The following is a 20,242-nucleotide window of genomic DNA, read 5'->3' as shown; positions in this document are numbered from 1 at the left end:
AATGCAAACCGTGCATAGGCCCTGCCGGAATCGGAATTGGCAGCAAGGGCGGCCGTCATGCTTAGTCGGAAAATGCGCGCGGGAGCCGCCGCAAACGGAATGGAGAATGGACATGACGAAGCCGGCATCGCTGGATTGGCAAGCCGCCGAAGCAACCGCAAAGCGCCTGACCGCACAATGGACAGAAGATCAGCCGGGCGGCGCCGTCATTGGTTTCGACAGATCCGGAACCTGCTTTTCGCATGCGGGTGGCGTCGAGAGCCTCGCGACGTTTGCCCCATTCACGGTCGACAGCGTGGTGCGTTATGCCTCCCTCACCAAGCATGTCTTTTCGGCGATGGTGCTCGCTCACGATGATCTGATCGGCCTCGACGATCCGCTCGGCCAACACCTTCCGGAATTGCGTTCACCGCTTGCCGAAGTCACCGTCGGGCAGGCACTCGACATGAGTGGCGGGCTGCCGGATACCCGCGAATGCCTGTCGTTGCTCGGCCTCTCGGTCTATACGGAGACGAAGGCGGGACCGCTGCTCGATTACATTTCGCGCCTCGATCGGCTGAATTTCGATGCCGGCCGCGAAGTCTCCTATTCGAACACCGGCTACCGCCTCGTCGAAGCCGCGCTCGAGCGCAAGGGTTTCCGCTTCGACGACTTCGTTGAGCGCGAGATCGCGACGCCGCTTCGCGTCGCGCTGAAGGCGCCAGACGTCTGGAACGACCCGGTGAAGGGCCTCGTTCCCGGCTATTGGCATTCGGGGGAACGCTGGCAGCTTTCCGCCGCCGGTCTGCACATCTCCGCATCGGGCAGCCTGACGGGCAGCGCACGGGCGCTCGCCACCTGGCTCCACGCCCTGCTCGACGATGAAGGTCGCTTCGCCGGCCTTCTCGACAGGCTGCAGGCAACGCGCTTTCTCGCCGACGGACGGCCGACCGGCTACGGTCTGGGCTTGCGCAAGTCCTGGCTCGGCGCGCACGAATTCGTCGGCCACGGCGGCTCGCATCCCGGCTACAAGACCTATTTCCTGCTTGATCCTAAGACCGGCGCCGGCTTCGTTGTCGTTTCCAACCGCGAAGACACCAACGGCTACAAGATCGCGCTCGAAGGCATGGCGGCGCTCACCAGTCTCCCCCTGCCGGCTCCCGCGGCCGATCTCGGCGACGGTTTGTACGTAACGGAGACCGGTCCCTGGTGGATTGAGATCAAGGACAGCACCTGCACCTATCTCGATGCCGACGAGACACTTTATGACGACGGCGAGGGCTGGGTCTCGTCCCGCTCCGCCTCGGCGCCGATACGGCTTCGTCGCGATGGTCCTGCGCTTGTCGGCGAGGTCGGCCATGCCGCCAGGCGCTTCCTTCCCGCGGCGACGCATGAGCCGGTGCCGGCTTCGCTCTCCGGCGTCTGGCGCTCGGACGAAGGCGCGGAATTCACGATCGAGAACGGCGCGGTCTTGATGGGCGTCGGCCCGACCCGCCACGCCATGGCGCTGACTGCACTCGGCAATGGCCGCTTCCTGTTCACCCTGATCGACGGTCCCTGGGTCAAGCGCATCTGCCTGCATGTGCTTGCGCCCGATCATCTCGAGTTGGTGTCGAGCCGCGCCCGCATGATCGAATATCGTCGCCGTGCCTGATTTCTCTTGATGACGCGCGGGCGCTGCCGCAAAGGAGCCTGTCCCCCGGCGACCGGCTGAGCGGAATGGACTTCCGGAGTGCATGTCGTGGAAATCAAATGGCTTGAAGACTTTCTGGCGCTCGCCAGCACACTGAACTTCTCCAAGGCGGCAGACGAGCGTCACGTGACCCAGTCGGCTTTCAGCCGTCGCATCCGGCAATTGGAGGCCTGGCTGGGCGCGACGCTCGTCGACCGGGCGACCTATCCTTCACGCCTCACCGAAGCGGGCGCGAAATTCGTGCCGGTGGCGCAGGAAACACTGAAGCAGCTCTATCAGACGAAGCGCAACCTTCAGCAGGAGGAAGGCTCCGACGCCCGCACCATCAAGCTGACGGCGCTGCACACGCTTTCCTTCACCTTCTTTCCCGAGTGGATGAGCCGCGTCAACGCCAGGATCGGGCCGCTCTTCTCACGACTTCGCCCGGACTCCGGCAGCATGGAGGAAAACCTCAACTCGCTCGTCGACGGCGAGTGCGACTTCCTGCTCACCTATGCCCACACCCAGGTTCCACACCTGCTGGACCCGCGAGCCTTCGAGCATCGCGTGCTGGGCCACGAGCGCATCCTTCCCGTGTCGGCGGCGAGTAAAACGGGCACACCCTTGCACTCACTCGTAGACGCAGCGATACCCTTCCCGCATCTGAGCTACGAGAAATCGTCCTTCTTCGGCCAGCTTCTCGACGAGCTGATCGGCCCGGAGCTGCCCGCCTCCGAGCGGGTCCACGAAGGCAGCATGTCGGTCGGGCTGAAGGCCATGGCCGAGGCCGGCTGGGGCATCGCCTGGGTTCCCGAGAGCCTGATGACGGCCGAACTGGCGAAGGGCTCGCTGGTGCGCGCCGCCGATCCGCGCTGGGACGTCAGCGTCGAGATCCGCCTCTATCGCGCCAAGGACAACCGTCGCCCGATCGTCGGCCGGGTCTGGCAGAGCCTGGAGGCGCCGTCTGAGCGCCAGTCCAACCGCGCACGGACGACCTAGATCGCCGTCCGCCGCGCGTGCTCCAGATAGAGCTCGCGCAGACGCTTGACGATCGGCCCCGGTGCACCGGAGCCGACGGGCTTCCCGTCGATGCGGGTAATCGGCGCGACGAAATTCGAGGCGCTTGTCAGGCAGGCTTCGCGGGCGTTCAACGCCTCGTCGAGCGTGAAGGGTCGCTCTTCCAACGTCAGCCCCTGTTCGGTGGCCAGCGCCAGGGCGGCAAGCCGGGTGCAACCGGGCAAGGTTGCGTGGCTGTTGCCCCGTGTGATGATGCGGTTATCCTCGGTGACGATGTAGGCGGTGGAGGACGCGCCTTCGGTCACGAATCCGCCTTCGATCATCCAGGCTTCGTCGCAGCCTTCAGCCTTGGCGATGCGCTTGGCGATCACCTGCGGCAGCAGGCAGACGCTCTTGATGTCGCGGCGTTCCCAGCGCTGGTCCGGCACGGTCTTGACCGAAAGCCCCTTCTCCGCCGCAGCGCCGCTCACCAGCGTCTTCTCCTGGGTGAAGAGCACGAGGGTCGGCTTGATAGCCTCCGAGAACAGGAAATTCCGGTCTTCGACACCGCGGGTGAGCTGGAGATAGACGATGCCTTCGAGAACGTCGTTGTCTCGCACCAGGCGCTTTTCAATCGCCACGATCTCCTCGGTCGACACCGGCAGCGGCACGCCGATTTCGCGCGCCGAACGTTCCAGTCGGGCCATATGCGGCGCGCTGTCGACCAGCTTGCCGTCGAGCACGGCGGTCACTTCATAGATGCCATCGCCGAAGAGGAAGCCGCGATCGAAGATCGAGAGGCGCGCCTCGTTCTCCGGCAGAAACGCGCCGTTGAGATAGACTGTGCGAATGGGCGGCTGGGACATGTGGACTCCGTGAACGTTTCTTTGGGGGGGCAGACTGGATCGCTGCTTGCTCGCGATCCGTGGCGCAATTGTCAGTGTCCGCTCAGGGCGCGAAGCCTCTCGAGCGAGATTGGTTCGACCGTGCTTGGCTTGCCGCTCGCGGCGTTGAAGCCATGCATCGTGCGTGCCATGGTGAGCGAATTGAGGATCGCCTCCTCGCTCGCCTCGATCGCTGCCTCGAAGAGCGGCGACATCAGGTCGTTCGGAAGGTCCGGATAATGCGTGATCGCTGCCCGCCGCGCCTTTGTGCGGCGTACGGCAGGCGCCGTGGAGAAGCCAAGCGCATAGTCTCCGGAACCGTTGCTGAGCGCTGCCCCGGTGCGGGCAAGGCCGCCGAAGGCGCGCTCGGCGAGGCGCTTGAGATTGCGTGCAAAGAGCGGCGCGTCGGTCGCGATCACGATGACGATCGAGCCATCCCGGTCGTGCGCCGCCGGCGCGTCATAGGCACGGCCGCAAACGGTGAGCCGGCCGCCGTAATTCGTCTGAACCAGCACGCCGAGGGTGAAGACCTCGCCGGCGGTCTTGACGCGGCGCGAACTGGTGCCGATACCGCCCTTGAGGCCGAAAGCCACCGTGCCGGTTCCAGCGCCGACTGCACCCTCCTCCACAGCCCCGGTCCTGGCGGCCGCGAGGGCAGCACCGATCTCGTCAATCGTCGGGCGGCCGGCGCGGATGTCGTTGAGGCGGGAATCATTGGTCTCGCCGACAACCGCGTTCAGTGACACGACCTTCTCGTTGCCGGGTTGCGCCAGCGTCCAGCGGTTGATCGCCTCGATGGCGCGGCCGGTCGCCAGGGTGTTGGTGAGAACGATCGGCGTCTCCAATTCGCCAAGCTCTTCAATCTGAGTGGACCCGGTGAACTTGCCGAAACCGTTGAACACGGCGAGCGCTGCAGGCACCTTGTCCTGAAAGAGGTTGCCGCCATGCGGCAGGATGGCGGTCGCGCCAGTGCGAATGCGGTCCGCCTCGATCACGGTGGCATGGCCGACCGCGACGCCCTCGACATCGGTGATGGCATTATAGTGACCGGTCTCGTAGACTCCCGGCCAGAATCCGAGGTCCCGAAGTCGCAAGCATTTGATATCTGTCATTTTTCCCCGTCGCCTCCTGTCCGCCGACCCGATCGAGAAGCAGGCATTTCGTCGCAGGGGACCCTACCTTCGTCGGCGGTAAAACGGCATCTCAAAAATGGAATAGTTTTATGAGAAGCCTGCAACGCCGGCAATCACACCGTTTCGACACCCGCGAAAGACGAAGCCGATTTCCCTTATCGCCGCCAGGCAGGCGGCAGCCACTGATAGTCGAGTAAAACAAAGCAGTTGCAACCATAAGAGACAGTTCATAAGTTCGCCTCGTCTTTGGCAAGGAACGCCCCATCCATGACGAAGCCGCCTGATGCTAGCATCGGCAGAACTCAGGAAATGAGGTCCGCAGTGGCGCGGCTAAGTCTCGGCAGGACCCTATGCGCTGGTCGCCTTCATCTTTTCGCTGTGGACCGTCTACGGCAGCGAGCCCCAGGCCGGCCTTTGTTGCCTGCTGCTGTCCGTCTTCCTTTCGGTCGAAAGGAGGGCGCAGGCCGCAAGCTGACGCCAGAAGAATACCCCCGCCTGCACCAAGCACCGAACTACGGAGAGGATTGGACATGACCACGTTGAACAGGGGTCACCGCCGTCTCGGCATGAAAGCACTCGTTCTTGACGACGAGATCAGCGAAGAAAGTGCGGCTGGCCGGGCCGTGCGGTCGCTGATATCAGAACTCGAGCAGCGCCAGATCGAAGTGGTGACCGCAGAAAGCGCAGACGACGGCGTCGCCGTGATCCGGTCCGACCCGGCTCTCCAATGCGTACTGGTCGACTGGGACCTCGGACCGAAGGGGCACGAGCAATCCATCGGGGTCGTCGAGGCGCTGCGCAAGCGCAACGGCACCGTGCCGCTCTTCCTGCTCGCCGACCGCAGCGTCGCTTCGACCGTTCCGGCCGACATCATGGCCAAGGTCGACGACTTCGTCTGGATGCTCGAAGACACCATGGACTTCGTCGGCGGGCGCATCCAGGCGGCGATCGAGCGCTATCGCTCCACCGTGCTGCCGCCGATGTTCAAGGCGCTCGCCCAGTTCTCCCAAGTCCACGAATATTCCTGGCACACGCCCGGCCATACCGGCGGCACGGGTTTTCTGAAGTCGCCTCCCGGCCGCGCCTTCTTCGAATTCTTCGGCGAGCCGTTGCTGCGCTCGGACCTTTCGATCTCGGTCGGCGAACTTGGATCGCTGCTCGACCATTCCGGGCCGATCGGCGCCAGCGAAAAATATGCCGCGCGCGTCTTCGGCTCGCACCGCAGCTACCACGTCACCAACGGGTCCTCGACTTCCAACCGCGTCATCCTGATGGCGAGCGTCAGCCGCGACCAGATTGCGCTTTGCGACCGCAATTGCCACAAGTCTGCCGAACACGCGATGACAATGTCGGGCGCCGTGCCAACATATCTTGTGCCGACCAGAAACCACTACGGCATCATCGGCCCCATCCCGCCGGAGCACCTGACGGCTGCGGCGGTCAGAAAGGCGATCGATCAGAACCCGCTCGCGGCCGACCTCGCGGACCAGGAACCGAAACACGCGATCATCACCAACTCTACCTATGATGGCCTCTGCTACAACGTCGCCCGGGTCGAGGAACTGCTCGGCGCCAGCGTCGACCGGCTGCATTTCGACGAAGCCTGGTACGGTTACGCCCGCTTCAACCCGATCTATCGCGCCCGGCACGCAATGCACGGCGATCCAAAGGCACACACCGCGGACAAGCCGACCGTCTTCGCTACCCAGTCGACCCACAAGCTGCTCGCCGCGCTTTCGCAGGCGTCCTTCATCCACGTGCGCGACGGCCGCAAACCGATCCCGCATGGCATCTTCAACGAGACGTTCATGATGCACGCCTCGACCTCGCCGAACTACGCGATCATTGCATCGAACGACGTCTCGGCGGCCATGATGGACGGCCCCGGCGGACCCGCGATTACCAACGAATCGATCGAGGAAGCCGTCGCCTTCCGCCTGATGATGTCGCGGCTTGCCAACGATGCCGCCGAACGCGGCGACTGGTTCTTCGATTGCTGGCAGCCGGACACGGTGCGCGACCCGAAGACCGGCCGCACCAGCCCCTTCCACGAAGCCTCGCCCGAAGCATTGGCGACGGACCCGTCCTGCTGGGTGCTGAAGCCCGGAGCGGCTTGGCACGGCTTCGGCGAGATCGAGGACGGCTACTGCATGCTGGACCCGATCAAAGTCTCGGTCGTCACACCCGGGGTTGCGGCGGGCGGCGGACTGATGCCGGTCGGAATTCCGGCGAGCCTTGTCACCGCCTATCTCGATGCACGCGGCATCGTGGTGGAAAAGACCACCGATTTCACCATCCTGTTCCTGTTTTCGCTGGGCATCACCAAGGGCAAGTGGGGATCGCTCGTCAGCGCGCTCTGCGACTTCAAGCGCGACTACGACGCCAATCTCACGCTCGAAGTGGCGATCCCGTCGCTGGTCGAGGACCATCCCGAACGCTACGCCGGCATGGGTCTCAAGGATCTGGCAGATACGATGTTTACCGCGATGGACCAGTTGAAGACCACGGCCTCGATGGCCGCCGCCTTCTCTGTGCTGCCGCATCCGGATCTCAGCCCGGTGCGTGCCTATGAACGGCTGGTGCGCGGTGAAGTCGAACAGGTGCCCCTCGACCAGCTGGCCGGGCGCACGGTCGCGACCGGCGTCGTGCCCTACCCGCCGGGCATTCCCCTGTTGATGCCGGGCGAGAATACCGGCCCGGCCGACGGCCCTGTCCTCGGCTACCTCAAGGCGCTGGAAGCCTACGACCTCCGGTTCCCGGGCTTCACCCATGACACGCACGGCGTGGAGGTCGAGGACGGCCTCTATCGCGTCTACTGCTTGACCCGTTGAACCGGCATCAGGAGCGACGAAAATGGCTGCTGTCGATACCGCTTCCAAAACCATATCTGCGGGCGTGGCGGACTCCGCCAAGATCGGCCTCGTTCCCGCGACCTTGATGGTCGCGGGCAACATGATGGGCTCTGGCGTCTTCATGCTGCCGGCGAACCTCGCCGCGGTCGGATCCATCGCCATCTTCGGATGGCTGATCACGATTGCCGGCGCCATCGCGCTGGCGCTGACCTTTGCGAAGCTGGCAGCGATCGATCCCGCCGCCGGCGGGCCCTATGCCTATACGCGCAAGGCCTTCGGCGACTACATGGGCTACCAGACCAACCTCATCTATTGGCTCGCCAACGTCGTCGGCAATGTCGGCCTTGCGGTCGCCGGCCTCGGCTACCTCACGGCCTTCTTCCCGATGCTGCGAGATCCGCTCGTCTCGGCGCTGGCGCAGGTGGCGCTCATCTGGTTCTTCACCTACGCCAACATCCTCGGTCCGAACGTCGTCGGACGGCTGCAGTCCTTCACGACCTCCTTCGCGCTCGTACCAATCCTCGGCATGGCGATCTTCGGCTGGTTCTGGTTCTCGCCGGCGACCTTCTCCGAGGGCTGGAACGTGTCCGGCAAGGACAGCTGGGCGGCGATCATGGCAACGCTCAACTTCACGCTCTGGGCATTCATCGGGGTCGAGAGCGCGTCGGTCTCGGCGGGCGTCGTGCGCGATCCGCAGCGCAACGTGCCGATCGCCACCGTCGGCGGCGTCATCCTTGCGGCCGTTGCCTATATTCTCTCCTCGACCGTGATCATGGGCATGATCCCGAACAAGGAGCTGATCGCCTCCTCCGCGCCTTTTGCCGACGCCGCCCGGCTGGCGCTCGGCGATACCGCCGGTGCGGTTGTCGCGATCTGCGCCGCCCTCGGTTGCCTCGGCTCGCTTGCCGGCTGGACGCTGCTTGTCGGACAGACGGCAAAGGCTGCCGCCGACGACGGTCTCTTCGGCTCTATCTTCGCCAAGGTCAATTCCAAGGGTGTGCCTTCGGCGGGCCTCGCGATCGTCGCCGTCATCATGACGGTGCAGGTCTTCGCCACGATGTCGCCGACCGCCAGCGAGCAGTTCGGGAAGATCGCCTCAATCGCGGTGATCATGACGCTGCTGCCCTATATCTACTCGGCGATCTCGATCAAGGTGCTTGGCTACAACAAGATGCCGGCGAGCACTTACAACTGGTACGTGGTCATCGGCCTGGCGGCGGCGATCTACAGCCTGGTGGCGCTCATCGGCTCCGACGGCGAGCAGACGCGCTGGTCGCTGATCTTCGTCATCTCGACGATCGTGTTCTACTCGGCCGCAATCACCCGCAAGCGCGAGATCGACGAGAAACACATCGATCCCGGCGGCCACGCACCGACCTGGATCCGCTACGTCACGGTCACCGTAACGATCGCCGCCCTCGTCGCTCTGTTCTGGGTTTCGGTCGGCCGCCATCGCGCCGAGACCTTGCGCACCCGCTCGCCGGTACCGCCGGCCGCAAGCACCGCCCAGCCCGCCGCCGGATCACCCGCGGCCGCGTTGCCCGCCGAAAGCCAACCGGCGCAATAGCCCGGACAAACGGGGCGGTGGAACCGTCCGCCGCCCTCCTCGACGGCCCGGGATCATGGCGTCCGGGCCGTCCTCACCGCCGAGTTTGAGACGACGCCGCTGCCGCCGGTTCACGAAACGGTCTGCTCCGGAGCCGAAGCCAGGTTTCGCGAATGACTTGGCGGCGCGCCCATGATCTTGCGGAAGGCGCGGCTGAAGGAAGCTTCGGAATCGTAGCCGAGCCGGTTCGCCACATGGGCGACGCGTTTTCCTTCGCGCAGCCATTGATGCGCCTGATGCATACGCATGCGCGCTACATAGCGGGCCGGCGTCTCGCCGACCGTATCGGCAAAGCGCTGGGCAAAGCCCGAGCGCGACGCGCCCATGAGCTTGGCGAGCTCGGGCACAGTCCAGTCCTTCGTGGGATCGAGATGGATCGCGGCGAGAACGCGGCCGACCTCCGGATGGCGGACGGCTGCAAGCCAGCCCGTCGCCGTGCCGCATCCATGCTCCACCCAGGCGCGGATGATCGTCGCGGTCAGGACGTCGGCAAGTCGCGCCAGGATGCCGCCCGAGCCAACGCGCTGCATCGCCGCCTCGCGCGTCATGGTATCGAGCAGCGACGGGATCGATGGCTCGCTGGATGCGAGATCGCTGGTGCGCATGACCGAGGGCATCAGTTGCAGCAAGGGGTGCAGGCGATCGACGTTGAACTGCATCACCGCGAAGAACAAAAGGTTCTGGCTGTCTGAATGGGGGCATTGCACATCGACGATGCCGTCGCAGAGCTGCCGCTTCGGCAGGTCACGGATCGAAATCGTCGGCAGGCCGGGTTCGCTGGCAAGCACATGCGCATCGCCGCGCGGCAAGAGCACGGCATCCCCCGGCGCAAGCTCCATCCAGTCGCCGTCCGGCGTCTGGAGATAAGCGGAACCGGATGCGAGAAAGTGAAATCGTGCCGGTTCCTGTGCAGGATAGGAGGTTGCCCATGGCGCACAGGGCTGGCAACGCCCATATTCCACGCCGTCGAGCCTCAGTCCGCGCAGGATGTCAGTGAGCGCATCGGTCATTGGCCGCTCCAAACTTTGGACAAATGGCATAGTGTTTTGGATTCTCTAGCATAGAAACTCCAAATGACCATGGATATTTTCATCCCAACTGCAATGGAGATGAAAATCATGGATGGCATCGTCGCAAGCCCTGCAGGCGAGGCGTATGAACGGAAGAAGCCACTATGGGCGGCCGTCGTTTCGCTTTCGCTCGGGGTTTTTGGCCTGGTAACGGCGGAATTTCTGCCGGCAAGCCTTCTCACGCCCATGTCCGCCGATCTCGGCGTAACCGTCGGTGCGGCCGGCCAATCGGTGACCACGACCGCCGTCGTCGCGGCCATTGCCGGTCCGGCGATCGTCGTCTACACCGGGCGCTTCGACCGGCGGAATGTCCTTCTTACACTGACCGCGCTTCTCGTCATATCGAGCCTAATTGCCGGCTTTGCCTCCAGCCTGCCGATGCTGCTTGCCGCACGGTTCCTGCTCGGCATCGCGCTTGGCGGTTTCTGGGCCCTGTCACTGGCGCTCGCCATGCGGCTCGTTCCGGGCAGGCTGATGCCGCGGGCGATGGCGATCATCATGTCGGGCGTGTCGATCGCGACGGTCTGCGCCGCCCCCATCGGCGCCTGGATCGGCGCGACGCTCGGCTGGCGCTATGCCTTCCTGCTCGCCGCCGCCGTCGGCATCGTCGCCTTCATCGTCCAGGCCCTGACGGTCCCGCGGCTTCCGCCGGTCGGATCAACCGGCCTGAATACGATCCTCAACGTGCTGAAGCGCCCGGCCATCCGGCTCGGCCTCGCAACCATCCTGCTCGTCGTCACGGGTCACTTTGCCGGCTTCACCTATGTTCGCCCGTTCCTCGAGCAGGTGCCGCAGTTCGGCGTCGAGGCGATCACCGCGATCCTGCTCGCCTTCGGTATCGGTGGCTTCTTCGGCAACATTGCCGGCGGTTTCCTCGCCGAGCGCAGCACGCGCCTGTCTATGATGTCGGCTGCAGCCGGTGTCGCCGTCACGACCCTGACGCTGGCGCTTGCCGGCGCGCTGCCGGCCCTTGCCATCCTAGCCACCGCCGCCTGGGGCTTCGCCTTCGGCGCGCTGCCCGTCAGCGTCCAGTCGTTCTTGAGTCGCGCCGCCGGTGACGAAGCCGAAGGTGCCGGTGCGGCAACGCTCACGACCTTCCAGATCGCCATTTCCACCGGCGCAATCCTCGGTGGCCTTCTCGTTGAATTGCAGGGTCCGACTGGCGTCTTCCTCTTCGCCGCGGTCGCGGCGATGCTCGGCACATCGCTGGTCTCCGTCTACCGCGAGCGGGCGCTGCAAGCCGCAGAGTAACGCTGTCCGCCACGGTTTGGTGCGAGTGGCAACGCGCACCTGTGTCTGCCGGGCCTCACGGGGGTCCGGCAGACGAAGCGCGCGTCATTGGCGCCCTCCTTTGCTGGACGACATGGAAGACAGGCTTCCCACATCGAAGCGCGACGTGATCAACTCGGTGGCGGACGCAGGCGTCTCTTCTCCCAAGTTGCCTTCGGCACGATGTTGCCAATGGCGATGCTGAACGATACCAGTTCCGTTGCGTCCTCATTAACGAGGCACTTGAAGTCGACATCATACCAGTTCGACTTGTTGTGGTAGGCGCCACCGCTCGCCTCCATTCGGTTATCGAAGATGAAGCCGCCCCTCGGACCAAAGGGAACGAAACCTTCCGGCGGGGTATTCGGTCGCTGATTGCGGATCTGCTCCAGCGCCTCGGCCGTGCAAATCTGGCGGATGCGTACTTTGACGGGCAACTTGAGAAGTGCCTGCTTGAACCGCGGGTCAGCGATTGCCTTCTCCGAATATAGTACCTTCGCCTCCACCAATTTGCTCGGCACCGGCTTGAGCTCAACTTTTGCAGCCGCATCTGCCGGCTTCGTCTTCGGCTTTTCTTCCGGTTGCTTTTCCGCTTGCTGCTTGGCCTCGGCTGCCTTCGTATCCTTCGGCTCGGGCTTCACCTCGGCCACCGTCGCCATTGGCTTTGCGTCCGATTTTGCCGTGGCATTGTCTGGCGATTTCGCTGGGGCGGCCAGCGTCGGCAAGGGCTTTTGCTCCTTTACCGGAGTCTCATCCTTCTTGGGTGGCACCTTTGCCGGCTCATCTACGGCTTTCGCCGATTCGCTGACAGCCTTCACCTGGTCCGACGCGTCGGGCTTCTTTTCAGCCGTTTGCGCGGCCGGCGGAAGCTCGGCCTCCTTGTTGTCCTGCTTGGTCTTGGCCATGGCCGAGGCGAAGGATTGCGGCAGTTGCTGCGCGGGCTTCGGCTGTGGCTTTGGTTGAGGTTGCGCTTTTGGTTGCGGCTTAGGCTTCGGTTGCGGCTTCGGCTGCTCGGCCTTCTTCTCCTCGCCCTTCTTCTGCTCAGCCTTTTTCTGTTCGGCCTTCTTCTCTTCCTTTGCATGGGGAGGAGGAACGAGCTCGACGTTGACGGTCTGCTCCTTCGGAGGCTTCGGCAGTTCGAGCGGCAGGTCGAACAACAGCAAAAAGGCAACGATGAGGTGCACGGCGACCGATGTCGGCGCGCCCCATCCTACCCGTTCCCACCATTTCTTCGCAAAGAGCCGCATTGCCAACGAAATAAACCATTCGACCGGCGGAACCTATGAACTTCCGCCGATCTCAACAAGAGGAGCAGTCCTGAGACCCGGCAGCCCGGACGCGCAGCTCCCGGCCGATCGGACCACGCAGTCACCGCCACGCGGGCACGTGCTCGCCTGTCGCAAGCAGGACGACACAAGCATGGCCGCCTTGCTTCGGCCCGACCTCCCGCTTGTCAAAAATGTTCCCGGCAAAAACGGGACGGCGAAATCTGTTTCGGGCCGCGCGTCGATTTCGCACAAAAATACCTATTATATAATTTCTATAGATTTAATCATTGCAACACGCATCGGGCGCTTCCGCCGTGCATGCGCAGTGACATTCCTTTCTGGCTTTGGGAGCCTTCATGCAGCGACATTTCACTCACCGAAAACTTTTCACCAAAGCCTTTGCCGCAACGACAGCGCTGGCGGCTGGCCTGATCGCCACGTCAGCGCTTGCCGGCGAAACGCTCGACAAAATCAAGGCACGCGGCGTGATCAAAGTTGGCGTCGGCACCACGCCGGGCTTCTTCTCGCCCGATAGCAGTGGCCGCTGGCAGGGCTTCTTCGTCGATTTCGGCCGCGCCATCGCCATCACCGTTTTCAACGACGCCGAGAAGGTTGAGTTCACCAACTCCTCGCCGCAGCAGCGGCTGCCGGCATTGCAATCCGGCGAGTTCGATATCCTGCTTTCCGGCGTCACTCAGACGGTGAGCCGCGCCTTCAAGCTCGGCTTCCACTTCGGTCCCGTCGTCTTCTATGACGGCCAGGGCCTGCTGGTGCGCAAGGACCTCGGCGTCGCCAAGGGCGAGGAACTGAACGGCGCGACGATCGGCCTCCAGAGCGGCACGACCGGCGAGCTCAACATCGCCGACTTCTTCCGCAAGACCGGCAAGACCTTCACGCCTGTCACGATCGAGGAGACCAGCGAATTCCTGAAGGCGCTGGACTCGGGCCGCGTCGATGCTCTGACCCAGGATGCGACCGACCTTGCCGCCAAGCGCACCCAGCTTTCCAAGCCTGACGACTACGTGCTTCTGCCGGAGCGCCTGTCGAAGGAGCCTTTGGCGCCGGCGATCCGCGCCGGCGACGACCAGTGGCTCGAAATCGTCAACTGGACGGTCTATGCCACGATCCAGGCGGAAGAATTCGGCATCACCAAGGACAATGTCGACACGTTCCTGAAGAGCGAAGACCCGGCAATCAAGCGCTTCCTCGGCGTCGATCCATCGCTTGGCGAAGCCATCGGCCTCGACCCGAAATTCGCCTATAACATCGTCAAGGCGGTCGGCAATTACGGCGAAATCTTCGAGCGCAACGTCGGCAAGGGCACGGCTCTCAACTTCGAGCGCGGCTACAATCAGCCCTGGACCTCGGGCGGCCTGCTCTATTCGCCGCCGTTCCGTTGAGCCGGGTCTTCCCATGACACGCTTCCTCCAACCGGGCCCTTCGGGGCCCGGACCCGTCTTACGCCTGCGCACCTGGATCGGGCCCCTGCCGCTGCAGCAGAGCCTGCTCTTCGTCGGCGTGCTCCTGCTCTTCGCGGTTTTGGGGCAGAACACAGCCGACAGCATGCACCGCATGGGCCTCACGCCGGGTTTCGCCTTTCTCTCCCATCAGGCGAACTTCGAGATCGGTGAAAGCGTGCTTTCCTATTCCGCCGGCGACAGTTATGCCCGGGCGCTTGCGGCCGGCGTCGCCAACACGGTCAAGGTCGCGGTTGCCGGCTGCCTGCTTGCAACCGTGCTCGGCGTCGCGCTCGGCATCGCGCGGCTCTCGGGCAATTTGCTGCTTGCCAGCTTCGTCCATGGCTACGTCGAGTTTCTGCGCAATACCCCGCTGTTGCTGCAGCTCTTCCTGTGGAGCGCGATCATTCACGCGCTGCCGCCGCCGCGCGGCGCCTATACCTTCCTGGGCAGCGTCTATCTCAGCAATCGCGGCATTTACCTACCCTCGCTCTCGATCGAGGGGGTACCGACCATCGTCTGGCTTTCGACGGTCGTACTGGCTGTTCTCGCCGCGGTCCTTCTCTGCCGTCAACTTTTCGCAGGCTCAGCCTTCTATCTTCCGAAATCTGCCGGTGTCGCGCTCGCCGTCCTTGCCCTCTGCTACCTCGCACTCACCTCCCTTGGCTTCGCGGCCTCTGTCGAAATCCCCGCCAAGGGCGGCTTCAACATTCGCGGCGGCCTGTCGCTGACGCCGGAATTCGCGGCATTGCTCGTCGGCCTGGTCGTCAATGCCTCGGCGTCGATTTCGGAGATCGTGCGCAGCGGCATCCAGTCGGTGAAATCGGGCCAATGGGAGGCAGCCCGAGCCCTCGGACTGCGGCCCGCGCAAATCCTGCGTCTTGTGGTGCTGCCGCAAGCCCTTCGGGTCATCGCGCCGCTGATGATCTCGAGCTTCCTGGATCTCACGAAGAACTCGAGCCTCGCGGTCGCGATCGGTTACCCCGACCTCGTCAGCGTCGCCAATACGACGGCCAACACGACCGGACAGGCACTGGAAGCGATCATCATCATCGGCGCCGTCTACCTGACGATCAGCCTGTCGGTATCGTCCGTCATGAACGTCTACAACCGGCGCGTGGTTCTGCGCGGAGAAGGAAAGCGATGAGCCAGATCGAACTTGCGTCCCCCGTCGCGCCCGATTGGCACCGCTGGCGCCAAGGGCTTTTCAACGGCTGGGGGAACGGCCTCGTTACGCTTGGAACACTTGCGACGATCCTCTGGCTCGCGCTTCCCCTTTTCCGCTGGGCGGTCATCGATGCCGTCTGGTTCGGCACGTCGGCCGATTGTGCTGAGGAAACCGCCGGCGCCTGTTGGGCCTTTGTCGGCGCAAAGCTTCGCTTCATGCTTTTTGCCTTCTTCCCACCGCCGCTGCAGTGGCGCCCGGCATTGGTCGTTGCCTTCATCCTGACGCTGCTCGCGGTCTCCGCCCTTCCCCGCTTCTGGAGCTTTCGCCTCGTGCCGGTCTGGCTGCTGGCTCTTCTCGGCAGCTGGCTGATAATGGCGGGCACCGGTGCCATGGAACCGGTCTCGACCAATCACTGGGGCGGGCTGCCGATCACGCTCACCGTGTCGATCGCCGGCCTCGCCTTTGCCTTCCCGATCGCGCTGCTGCTGGCGCTTGCCCGCCAGTCCGACATGGGCATCCTGCGATGCCTGGCGATTGCCTTCATCGAAGTGCTGCGCGGCGTGCCGATGATCGCCATCCTCTATGTGGCGATGCTGATCGTGCCGATGGCGCTGCCGAGCGGGGCCACCATCGACAAGCTGCTGCGCGCGCAGATCGGCGTCACCCTGTTCTTTTCTGCCTATCTCGCCGAAGTCATTCGCGCCGGTCTCCAGGTCGTTCCCGTCGGTCAGCGGGAGGCGGCCCTGTCACTTGGCTTGAGCAGAATTCAATTGCTGCGCCTCGTGGTCCTGCCGCAGGCGCTTCGCGCCGTCATCCCGGCTATCGTCAACCTCGCAATCGGCATCGTGCTCAACACCTCGCTGCTTGCGGTCATTGGCATCTATGATCTGCTGAACGCCGCCAAGACCTCGGCAACCGACCCTGGCTGGCTCGGCTTCTACAGCGAGGCCTACATCTTCGCCGCGGCGGTCTATTTCGTCATCTGCTTCACCGGTTCGCGCTACAGCCTGTGGCTCGAGAGGAAGCTCAATGGTGCCAATCGCCGCTGAGTGCACGTCAGGCGGGGTTGCGCGACGGCCGTTGCCGGGCCAAGAGTGCCGGGAGTGGAATCGATGACCGGGCAGGCGGATGGGGAAGAAGCAGATCGCCGTTATCGGCGGTGGGCCAAGCGGGCTGATGGCCGCCGAGGTGCTGGCTGAACGCGACCACGCGGTCACTGTCTACGACGCCATGCCGACGGTCGCGCGGAAGTTCCTGCTTGCCGGCAAGTCGGGCCTGAACATCACCCATTCCGAACCCTATGCCGTCTTTGCCGAGCGCTTCGGCAACGCTTCGCCGCGGCTGCGCGCGGCCCTTGATGCGTTTACGCCCGACGATGTCAGGCAATGGGCCGCCGCTCTCGGAACGAAGACCTTCGTCGGTTCGTCGGGCCGTGTCTTTCCTGAGGTCATGAAGGCGTCGCCGCTGCTGCGCGCCTGGCTGAAGTCGCTGGAAGGCCGCGGAGTCCGGATCCTGACCCGGCACCGCTGGACGGGCGTGGAGGGCAGCGAACTCGTCTTCGACACGCCCGATGGCAAGAAGCTCGCCAGCGCCGACGCGACGCTACTCGCGCTCGGCGGCGCCAGCTATCCACGCCTCGGATCTGACGCCGTCTGGGTCCCCCAATTGGGCGAGAGGGGCGTGGCTGTCGCCAGCTTCCAGCCTGCCAACTGCGGCTTCGACGTCGATTGGAGCGAAACCTTCCGCGACCGTTTTGCCGGCGCAGCGCTCAAGGGCGTCACCGCCACATCCCCGGCAGGGACCGTTCCCGGTGAGTTCGTGGTGTCCAGCAGCGGCATCGAGGGCAGCTTGGTCTACGCCCATGCAGCCCCGCTCAGAGACCGCCTCGTGGGCGGTGAAAAGGCCGATCTGGTGGTCGATCTCGCTCCCGGACGAGCCGCCGAGCGACTGGCGAAGGATCTCGGCCGCTTTGACAGCAAGACGAGCTTCGCCAACCGCCTGCGCAAGGGAGCCGGGTTCGAAGGCGTGAAGGCAGCGCTGCTGCGCGAACTTGCGCCCGAAGCCGCCCGGATGAGCCCACCGGATCTCGCTGCCTTGATCAAGGCGCTGCCGATACCGCTGCGACGCCCGCGGCCGATCGCCGAAGCCATCTCTTCGGCAGGCGGAGTTCAGTGGGATTCGATCGACGACAGCTACATGCTGAAAGCCCTGCCCGGCACGTTTGTCGCTGGCGAGATGATCGACTGGGAAGCGCCGACCGGCGGCTATCTGTTGACCGCCTGTTTCGCCACCGGCCGTGCGGCTGCGCGCGGCATCGTTCGCTGGCTTGCTCAGTAGATACGAAATCCGCCGCGCCCACATCAGGCGCGGCGAACAGTTTGGCAGACGACATTCCTTACTGGTCGTTCAGCACCAGCCCCTTGGTCAGTTCCAGCGCCTGGCGCTCGAAGAGACCGCGGTAGATTCCGCCGTCAAGACGGATCAGCGCGTCGTGCGTGCCCTCCTCCGCGATCCGGCCGTGATCGAAGACCAGCAGCCGGTCGAGCGCCCGCACGGTCGACAGGCGATGCGCGATCACCAGCGTCGTACGCCCGAGCATCAGCCGTTCCATTGCCTGCTGGATCAGCACTTCCGATTCCGAATCGAGGCTCGAGGTTGCCTCATCGAGAATAAGGATCGGTGCATCCGCCAGGAACGCGCGCGCAATGGCGATGCGCTGGCGCTCACCGCCCGAGAGCTTGACACCGCGTTCGCCCACCAGCGTGCCGTAGCCTTTCGGCAGGGCCGTGACGAAGTCGTGGGCGCTGGCAAGCTTCGCTGCCTTCTCGATCTCGCTCTGCGTGGCGCTCGGCCGCGCATAGGCGATGTTTTCTGCAAGCGAGCGATGGAACAGGATCGGCTCCTGCTGGACGATCGCGATCTGCTGGCGCAGCGACGTCTGCGCCACCGAGGCGATGTCCTGGCCGTCGATCCGGATCTGCCCGGACTTCAGATCGTGCAGACGCTGGATCAGCTTGACGAAGGTCGTCTTGCCCGAGCCGGAATGCCCGACGAGGCCGACACGTTCGCCCTCCCGGATCGTCACCGAGAACCGGTCGTAGAGCGGCTTGCGGTGCGCACCGTAATGGAACGTCACGTCCCTGAACTCGATGCGACCGTCGGTGATCCGGATCGGCTTGGCATCGGCCCTATCCTCGATACCGAGCGGCTGGCCATGGATGTCGACGAGCTCTTCCATGTCGTTGATCGAGCGCTGCAGGTTGCGGATATGCTGCCCGACTTCACGCAGGTAACCCTGCAGGATGAAGAACGAGGTGAGCACGAAGGTGATGTCACCCGCCGTTGCCTGCCCGCGCGCCCACAAAAGCAAGGCGAAGCCGATCACGGCCGCGCGCAGGACGAGCAGCATCGCCCCCTGTGTCGTGCCGTTGGTCGTGCCTCTAATCCACGTGCGGCGCGTGCGGTCCCGCCACTTGGCAAGAACCTTGGCAAGGCGTGCATCCTCGCGCCCCTCGGCGCCGGAGCCCTTGACGACGATGTTGCAGCTCACCGCGTCGGCGAGTGCGCCGCCGAGCTTCGTGTCCCACCGGTTGGCGAGGCTTGCCATCGGCGCGACATAACCGAGCGAAAGCGCGATCGTCATCAGGATGAAGACGATCGAGCCGATACCGATGATGACACCCATCATCGGCCAGTAGAACGACATCAGCACCGTCGAACCGACCAGCATCACGACGGACGGGAACAGCGCGACCAGCAATGTGTCGTTCAGAAGGTCGAGCGCCCACATGCCGCGCGTCACCTTGCGCACCGTCGAGCCGGCGAAGCTGTTGGCGTGCCAATCGGTCGAGAAGCGCTGGATGCGGTAGAACGCCGCCGAGGCGATGTCCGCCATCATCTTGAGCGTCAGATCCGTGACGCCCAGGAAGGTGAGGTGACGCAACAGGATCGCGCCGAGCGAGAGCGCCATCAGCATCCAGAATGCCGCGATCGCCGCGGTCCAGGCGAGCTCATCCGTTGCCGCGCCGGAAACGACGGCATCAACGAGCCGGCCCGAATAGAGCGGCGTCAGGACATCGGCGAGCGTCGACAGAAGGACCATGCCGAGGATGGCGCTGATCCTGATCGGCTGCGCCTTCCAGTGAGACCAAGTGAAACCAAGAACGCTGCGGAACGCACCGCCGCGCAAGGCGAAACGAGTAAAAGCCATAATATTTGCCCGATGCGCGACGCATCGGCCTCAAAAAGATTCAGAATGGATTATGCCGTTAAAAAGGAACCCAGCTTCCGATGCGGCATCATTGGCTTGGCAATATTCTCTGGAAGAGAACGGCCAAAATCAGCGAAACGACTTCTGACCCGGAATAGACGGAAAGACGAAGGCGCCCTTCTGCGTCCAGTTCAGAACTGTACGCCGCCCCGTAGGGAGAAAGAAAAAGCTGGCATCTTTTGAAACCTCCCTGATTGGTTGCCGGATGACGAGCTATAAGCGAATCGCGTGCAACCGCCAAGTGCGGAAATCTTGCCATGACGCCAATCGTCGCGGCTGCGTCCCGTATGCAACAGTCGCAGAAACAGCCGACGGCGTGGCTTCTGCCCGCGACCTTTCTACCAGCGGACGAGCCAGCGGGCGCCAAGGGTCCCGAGCAGGGTGAGGCCAAGGACGGCAATCGTGTACCAGGTCGCGACGAAGAGCGGTGAATCATCGGGGCAGTGCGCCGCATAAAACGTGGCGGCGATGCCGCCGGCGGCAAGCCCCGCCAGTGCACCGGATAGCGCCGGACGCGATGGAGCGCCGTAGCGCAGCGCCAGCAGGAAGAGACCCAGTGGCGCCAACCCGATCAGCGGAATGAAGGTCAGGCAAAGCCGGCTGTTGGTGCCGATAAGC

The 20,242-nt window shown here is 64.0% G+C and carries 15 protein-coding genes; 9 read left to right on the top strand and 6 right to left on the bottom strand.

The features are described 5' to 3' along the window. Positions 1-112 precede the first annotated feature (112 nt). Both AC0C6X_RS26960 and AC0C6X_RS26955 read left to right on the top strand, forming a co-directional pair. Positions 113-1,633, top strand: a complete 1,521-nt coding sequence (locus tag AC0C6X_RS26960) for a serine hydrolase domain-containing protein (protein WP_472956148.1) — start codon at positions 113-115, stop codon at positions 1,631-1,633. Between the two features lie 87 nt (positions 1,634-1,720). Beyond that, positions 1,721-2,650 carry a LysR family transcriptional regulator gene (locus tag AC0C6X_RS26955; protein ID WP_173518824.1) on the top strand — a complete coding sequence of 310 codons (930 nt, stop codon included), beginning with the start codon at positions 1,721-1,723 and terminating at the stop codon, positions 2,648-2,650. Here the strand turns inward: AC0C6X_RS26955 and AC0C6X_RS26950 are convergent. Together AC0C6X_RS26950 and AC0C6X_RS26945 are read right to left on the bottom strand one after the other, a co-directional pair. Then, a complete protein-coding gene (locus tag AC0C6X_RS26950; RefSeq protein WP_173518825.1) occupies positions 2,647-3,513 on the bottom strand; it encodes a D-amino-acid transaminase in 867 nt (288 codons plus the stop codon). The two genes, AC0C6X_RS26955 and AC0C6X_RS26950, sit on opposite strands and share 4 nt — an antisense overlap. Positions 3,514-3,584: 71 nt before the next feature. Then, positions 3,585-4,643, bottom strand: coding sequence for a P1 family peptidase (locus tag AC0C6X_RS26945; protein WP_472956146.1), 1,059 nt, complete (start codon positions 4,641-4,643; stop codon positions 3,585-3,587). 551 nt (positions 4,644-5,194) lie between these two features. On the opposite strand from AC0C6X_RS26945, the gene AC0C6X_RS26940 reads away from it, so the two are divergent. Both AC0C6X_RS26940 and adiC read left to right on the top strand, forming a co-directional pair. Next, a complete protein-coding gene (locus AC0C6X_RS26940; protein WP_472956144.1) occupies positions 5,195-7,495 on the top strand; it encodes an Orn/Lys/Arg family decarboxylase in 2,301 nt (766 codons plus the stop codon). A gap of 22 nt (positions 7,496-7,517) precedes the next feature. After that, positions 7,518-9,083, top strand: a complete 1,566-nt coding sequence (gene adiC / locus AC0C6X_RS26935) for an arginine/agmatine antiporter (RefSeq protein WP_472956143.1) — start codon at positions 7,518-7,520, stop codon at positions 9,081-9,083. Between the two features lie 110 nt (positions 9,084-9,193). Here adiC and AC0C6X_RS26930 read toward each other — a convergent pair whose 3' ends face one another. Continuing rightward, a complete protein-coding gene (locus AC0C6X_RS26930; RefSeq protein ID WP_247958732.1) occupies positions 9,194-10,132 on the bottom strand; it encodes an AraC family transcriptional regulator in 939 nt (312 codons plus the stop codon). A gap of 108 nt (positions 10,133-10,240) precedes the next feature. Here AC0C6X_RS26930 and AC0C6X_RS26925 point away from each other — a divergent pair, with 108 nt between their 5' ends. Then, the gene (locus AC0C6X_RS26925; protein WP_173518829.1) at positions 10,241-11,443 is read left to right on the top strand and encodes an MFS transporter; all 1,203 of its coding nucleotides are present in this window, start codon (positions 10,241-10,243) and stop codon (positions 11,441-11,443) included. 149 nt (positions 11,444-11,592) lie between these two features. Here AC0C6X_RS26925 and AC0C6X_RS26920 read toward each other — a convergent pair whose 3' ends face one another. Further along, positions 11,593-12,708 (bottom strand): DUF930 domain-containing protein, encoded by a 1,116-nt coding sequence (locus AC0C6X_RS26920; protein ID WP_247958878.1) that lies wholly within the window; start codon positions 12,706-12,708, stop codon positions 11,593-11,595. 377 nt (positions 12,709-13,085) lie between these two features. On the opposite strand from AC0C6X_RS26920, the gene AC0C6X_RS26915 reads away from it, so the two are divergent. The 4 genes from AC0C6X_RS26915 (at position 13,086) to AC0C6X_RS26900 (ending at position 17,691) form a co-directional block, all read left to right on the top strand. Next, positions 13,086-14,129 carry an amino acid ABC transporter substrate-binding protein gene (locus AC0C6X_RS26915; protein ID WP_472956139.1) on the top strand — a complete coding sequence of 348 codons (1,044 nt, stop codon included), beginning with the start codon at positions 13,086-13,088 and terminating at the stop codon, positions 14,127-14,129. Positions 14,130-14,142: 13 nt separating this feature from the next. After that, on the top strand, positions 14,143-15,333 hold the full coding sequence (locus AC0C6X_RS26910) for an amino acid ABC transporter permease (RefSeq protein WP_173518832.1): 1,191 nt from the start codon (positions 14,143-14,145) through the stop codon (positions 15,331-15,333). After that, complete coding sequence (locus AC0C6X_RS26905) at positions 15,330-16,403, top strand: amino acid ABC transporter permease (protein ID WP_173518833.1); 1,074 nt, start codon at positions 15,330-15,332, stop codon at positions 16,401-16,403. Before AC0C6X_RS26910 ends, AC0C6X_RS26905 begins: the two co-directional genes overlap by 4 nt. 79 nt (positions 16,404-16,482) lie before the next feature. Further along, positions 16,483-17,691, top strand: coding sequence for a TIGR03862 family flavoprotein (locus AC0C6X_RS26900; RefSeq protein WP_472956135.1), 1,209 nt, complete (start codon positions 16,483-16,485; stop codon positions 17,689-17,691). Between the two features lie 58 nt (positions 17,692-17,749). On the opposite strand, the gene AC0C6X_RS26895 is transcribed toward AC0C6X_RS26900, so the two are convergent. Continuing rightward, the gene (locus AC0C6X_RS26895) at positions 17,750-19,564 is read right to left on the bottom strand and encodes an ABC transporter ATP-binding protein (protein ID WP_173518835.1); all 1,815 of its coding nucleotides are present in this window, start codon (positions 19,562-19,564) and stop codon (positions 17,750-17,752) included. 398 nt (positions 19,565-19,962) lie between these two features. Beyond that, the coding region (locus AC0C6X_RS26890; protein ID WP_472956133.1) for an NrsF family protein at positions 19,963-20,242 on the bottom strand (280 nt) is incomplete at its 5' end.

This window comes from Ensifer sp. VA4 (genome assembly GCF_055710065.1).
The sequence above is the reverse complement of the archived record's forward strand: the minus strand, read 5'-3'. Positions and strand labels throughout refer to the sequence as shown.

Coding starts and splice junctions, on each gene's coding strand:
- adiC (WP_472956143.1), top strand. CDS start 7,518: ATGGCTGCTGTCGATACCGCTTCCAAAACCATATCTGCGGGCGTGGCG.
- AC0C6X_RS26950 (WP_173518825.1), bottom strand. CDS start 3,513: ATGTCCCAGCCGCCCATTCGCACAGTCTATCTCAACGGCGCGTTTCTG.
- AC0C6X_RS26945 (WP_472956146.1), bottom strand. CDS start 4,643: ATGACAGATATCAAATGCTTGCGACTTCGGGACCTCGGATTCTGGCCG.
- AC0C6X_RS26900 (WP_472956135.1), top strand. CDS start 16,483: ATGGGGAAGAAGCAGATCGCCGTTATCGGCGGTGGGCCAAGCGGGCTG.
- AC0C6X_RS26895 (WP_173518835.1), bottom strand. CDS start 19,564: ATGGCTTTTACTCGTTTCGCCTTGCGCGGCGGTGCGTTCCGCAGCGTT.
- AC0C6X_RS26905 (WP_173518833.1), top strand. CDS start 15,330: ATGAGCCAGATCGAACTTGCGTCCCCCGTCGCGCCCGATTGGCACCGC.
- AC0C6X_RS26915 (WP_472956139.1), top strand. CDS start 13,086: ATGCAGCGACATTTCACTCACCGAAAACTTTTCACCAAAGCCTTTGCC.
- AC0C6X_RS26960 (WP_472956148.1), top strand. CDS start 113: ATGACGAAGCCGGCATCGCTGGATTGGCAAGCCGCCGAAGCAACCGCA.
- AC0C6X_RS26920 (WP_247958878.1), bottom strand. CDS start 12,708: ATGCGGCTCTTTGCGAAGAAATGGTGGGAACGGGTAGGATGGGGCGCG.
- AC0C6X_RS26925 (WP_173518829.1), top strand. CDS start 10,241: ATGGATGGCATCGTCGCAAGCCCTGCAGGCGAGGCGTATGAACGGAAG.
- AC0C6X_RS26940 (WP_472956144.1), top strand. CDS start 5,195: ATGACCACGTTGAACAGGGGTCACCGCCGTCTCGGCATGAAAGCACTC.
- AC0C6X_RS26930 (WP_247958732.1), bottom strand. CDS start 10,132: ATGACCGATGCGCTCACTGACATCCTGCGCGGACTGAGGCTCGACGGC.
- AC0C6X_RS26910 (WP_173518832.1), top strand. CDS start 14,143: ATGACACGCTTCCTCCAACCGGGCCCTTCGGGGCCCGGACCCGTCTTA.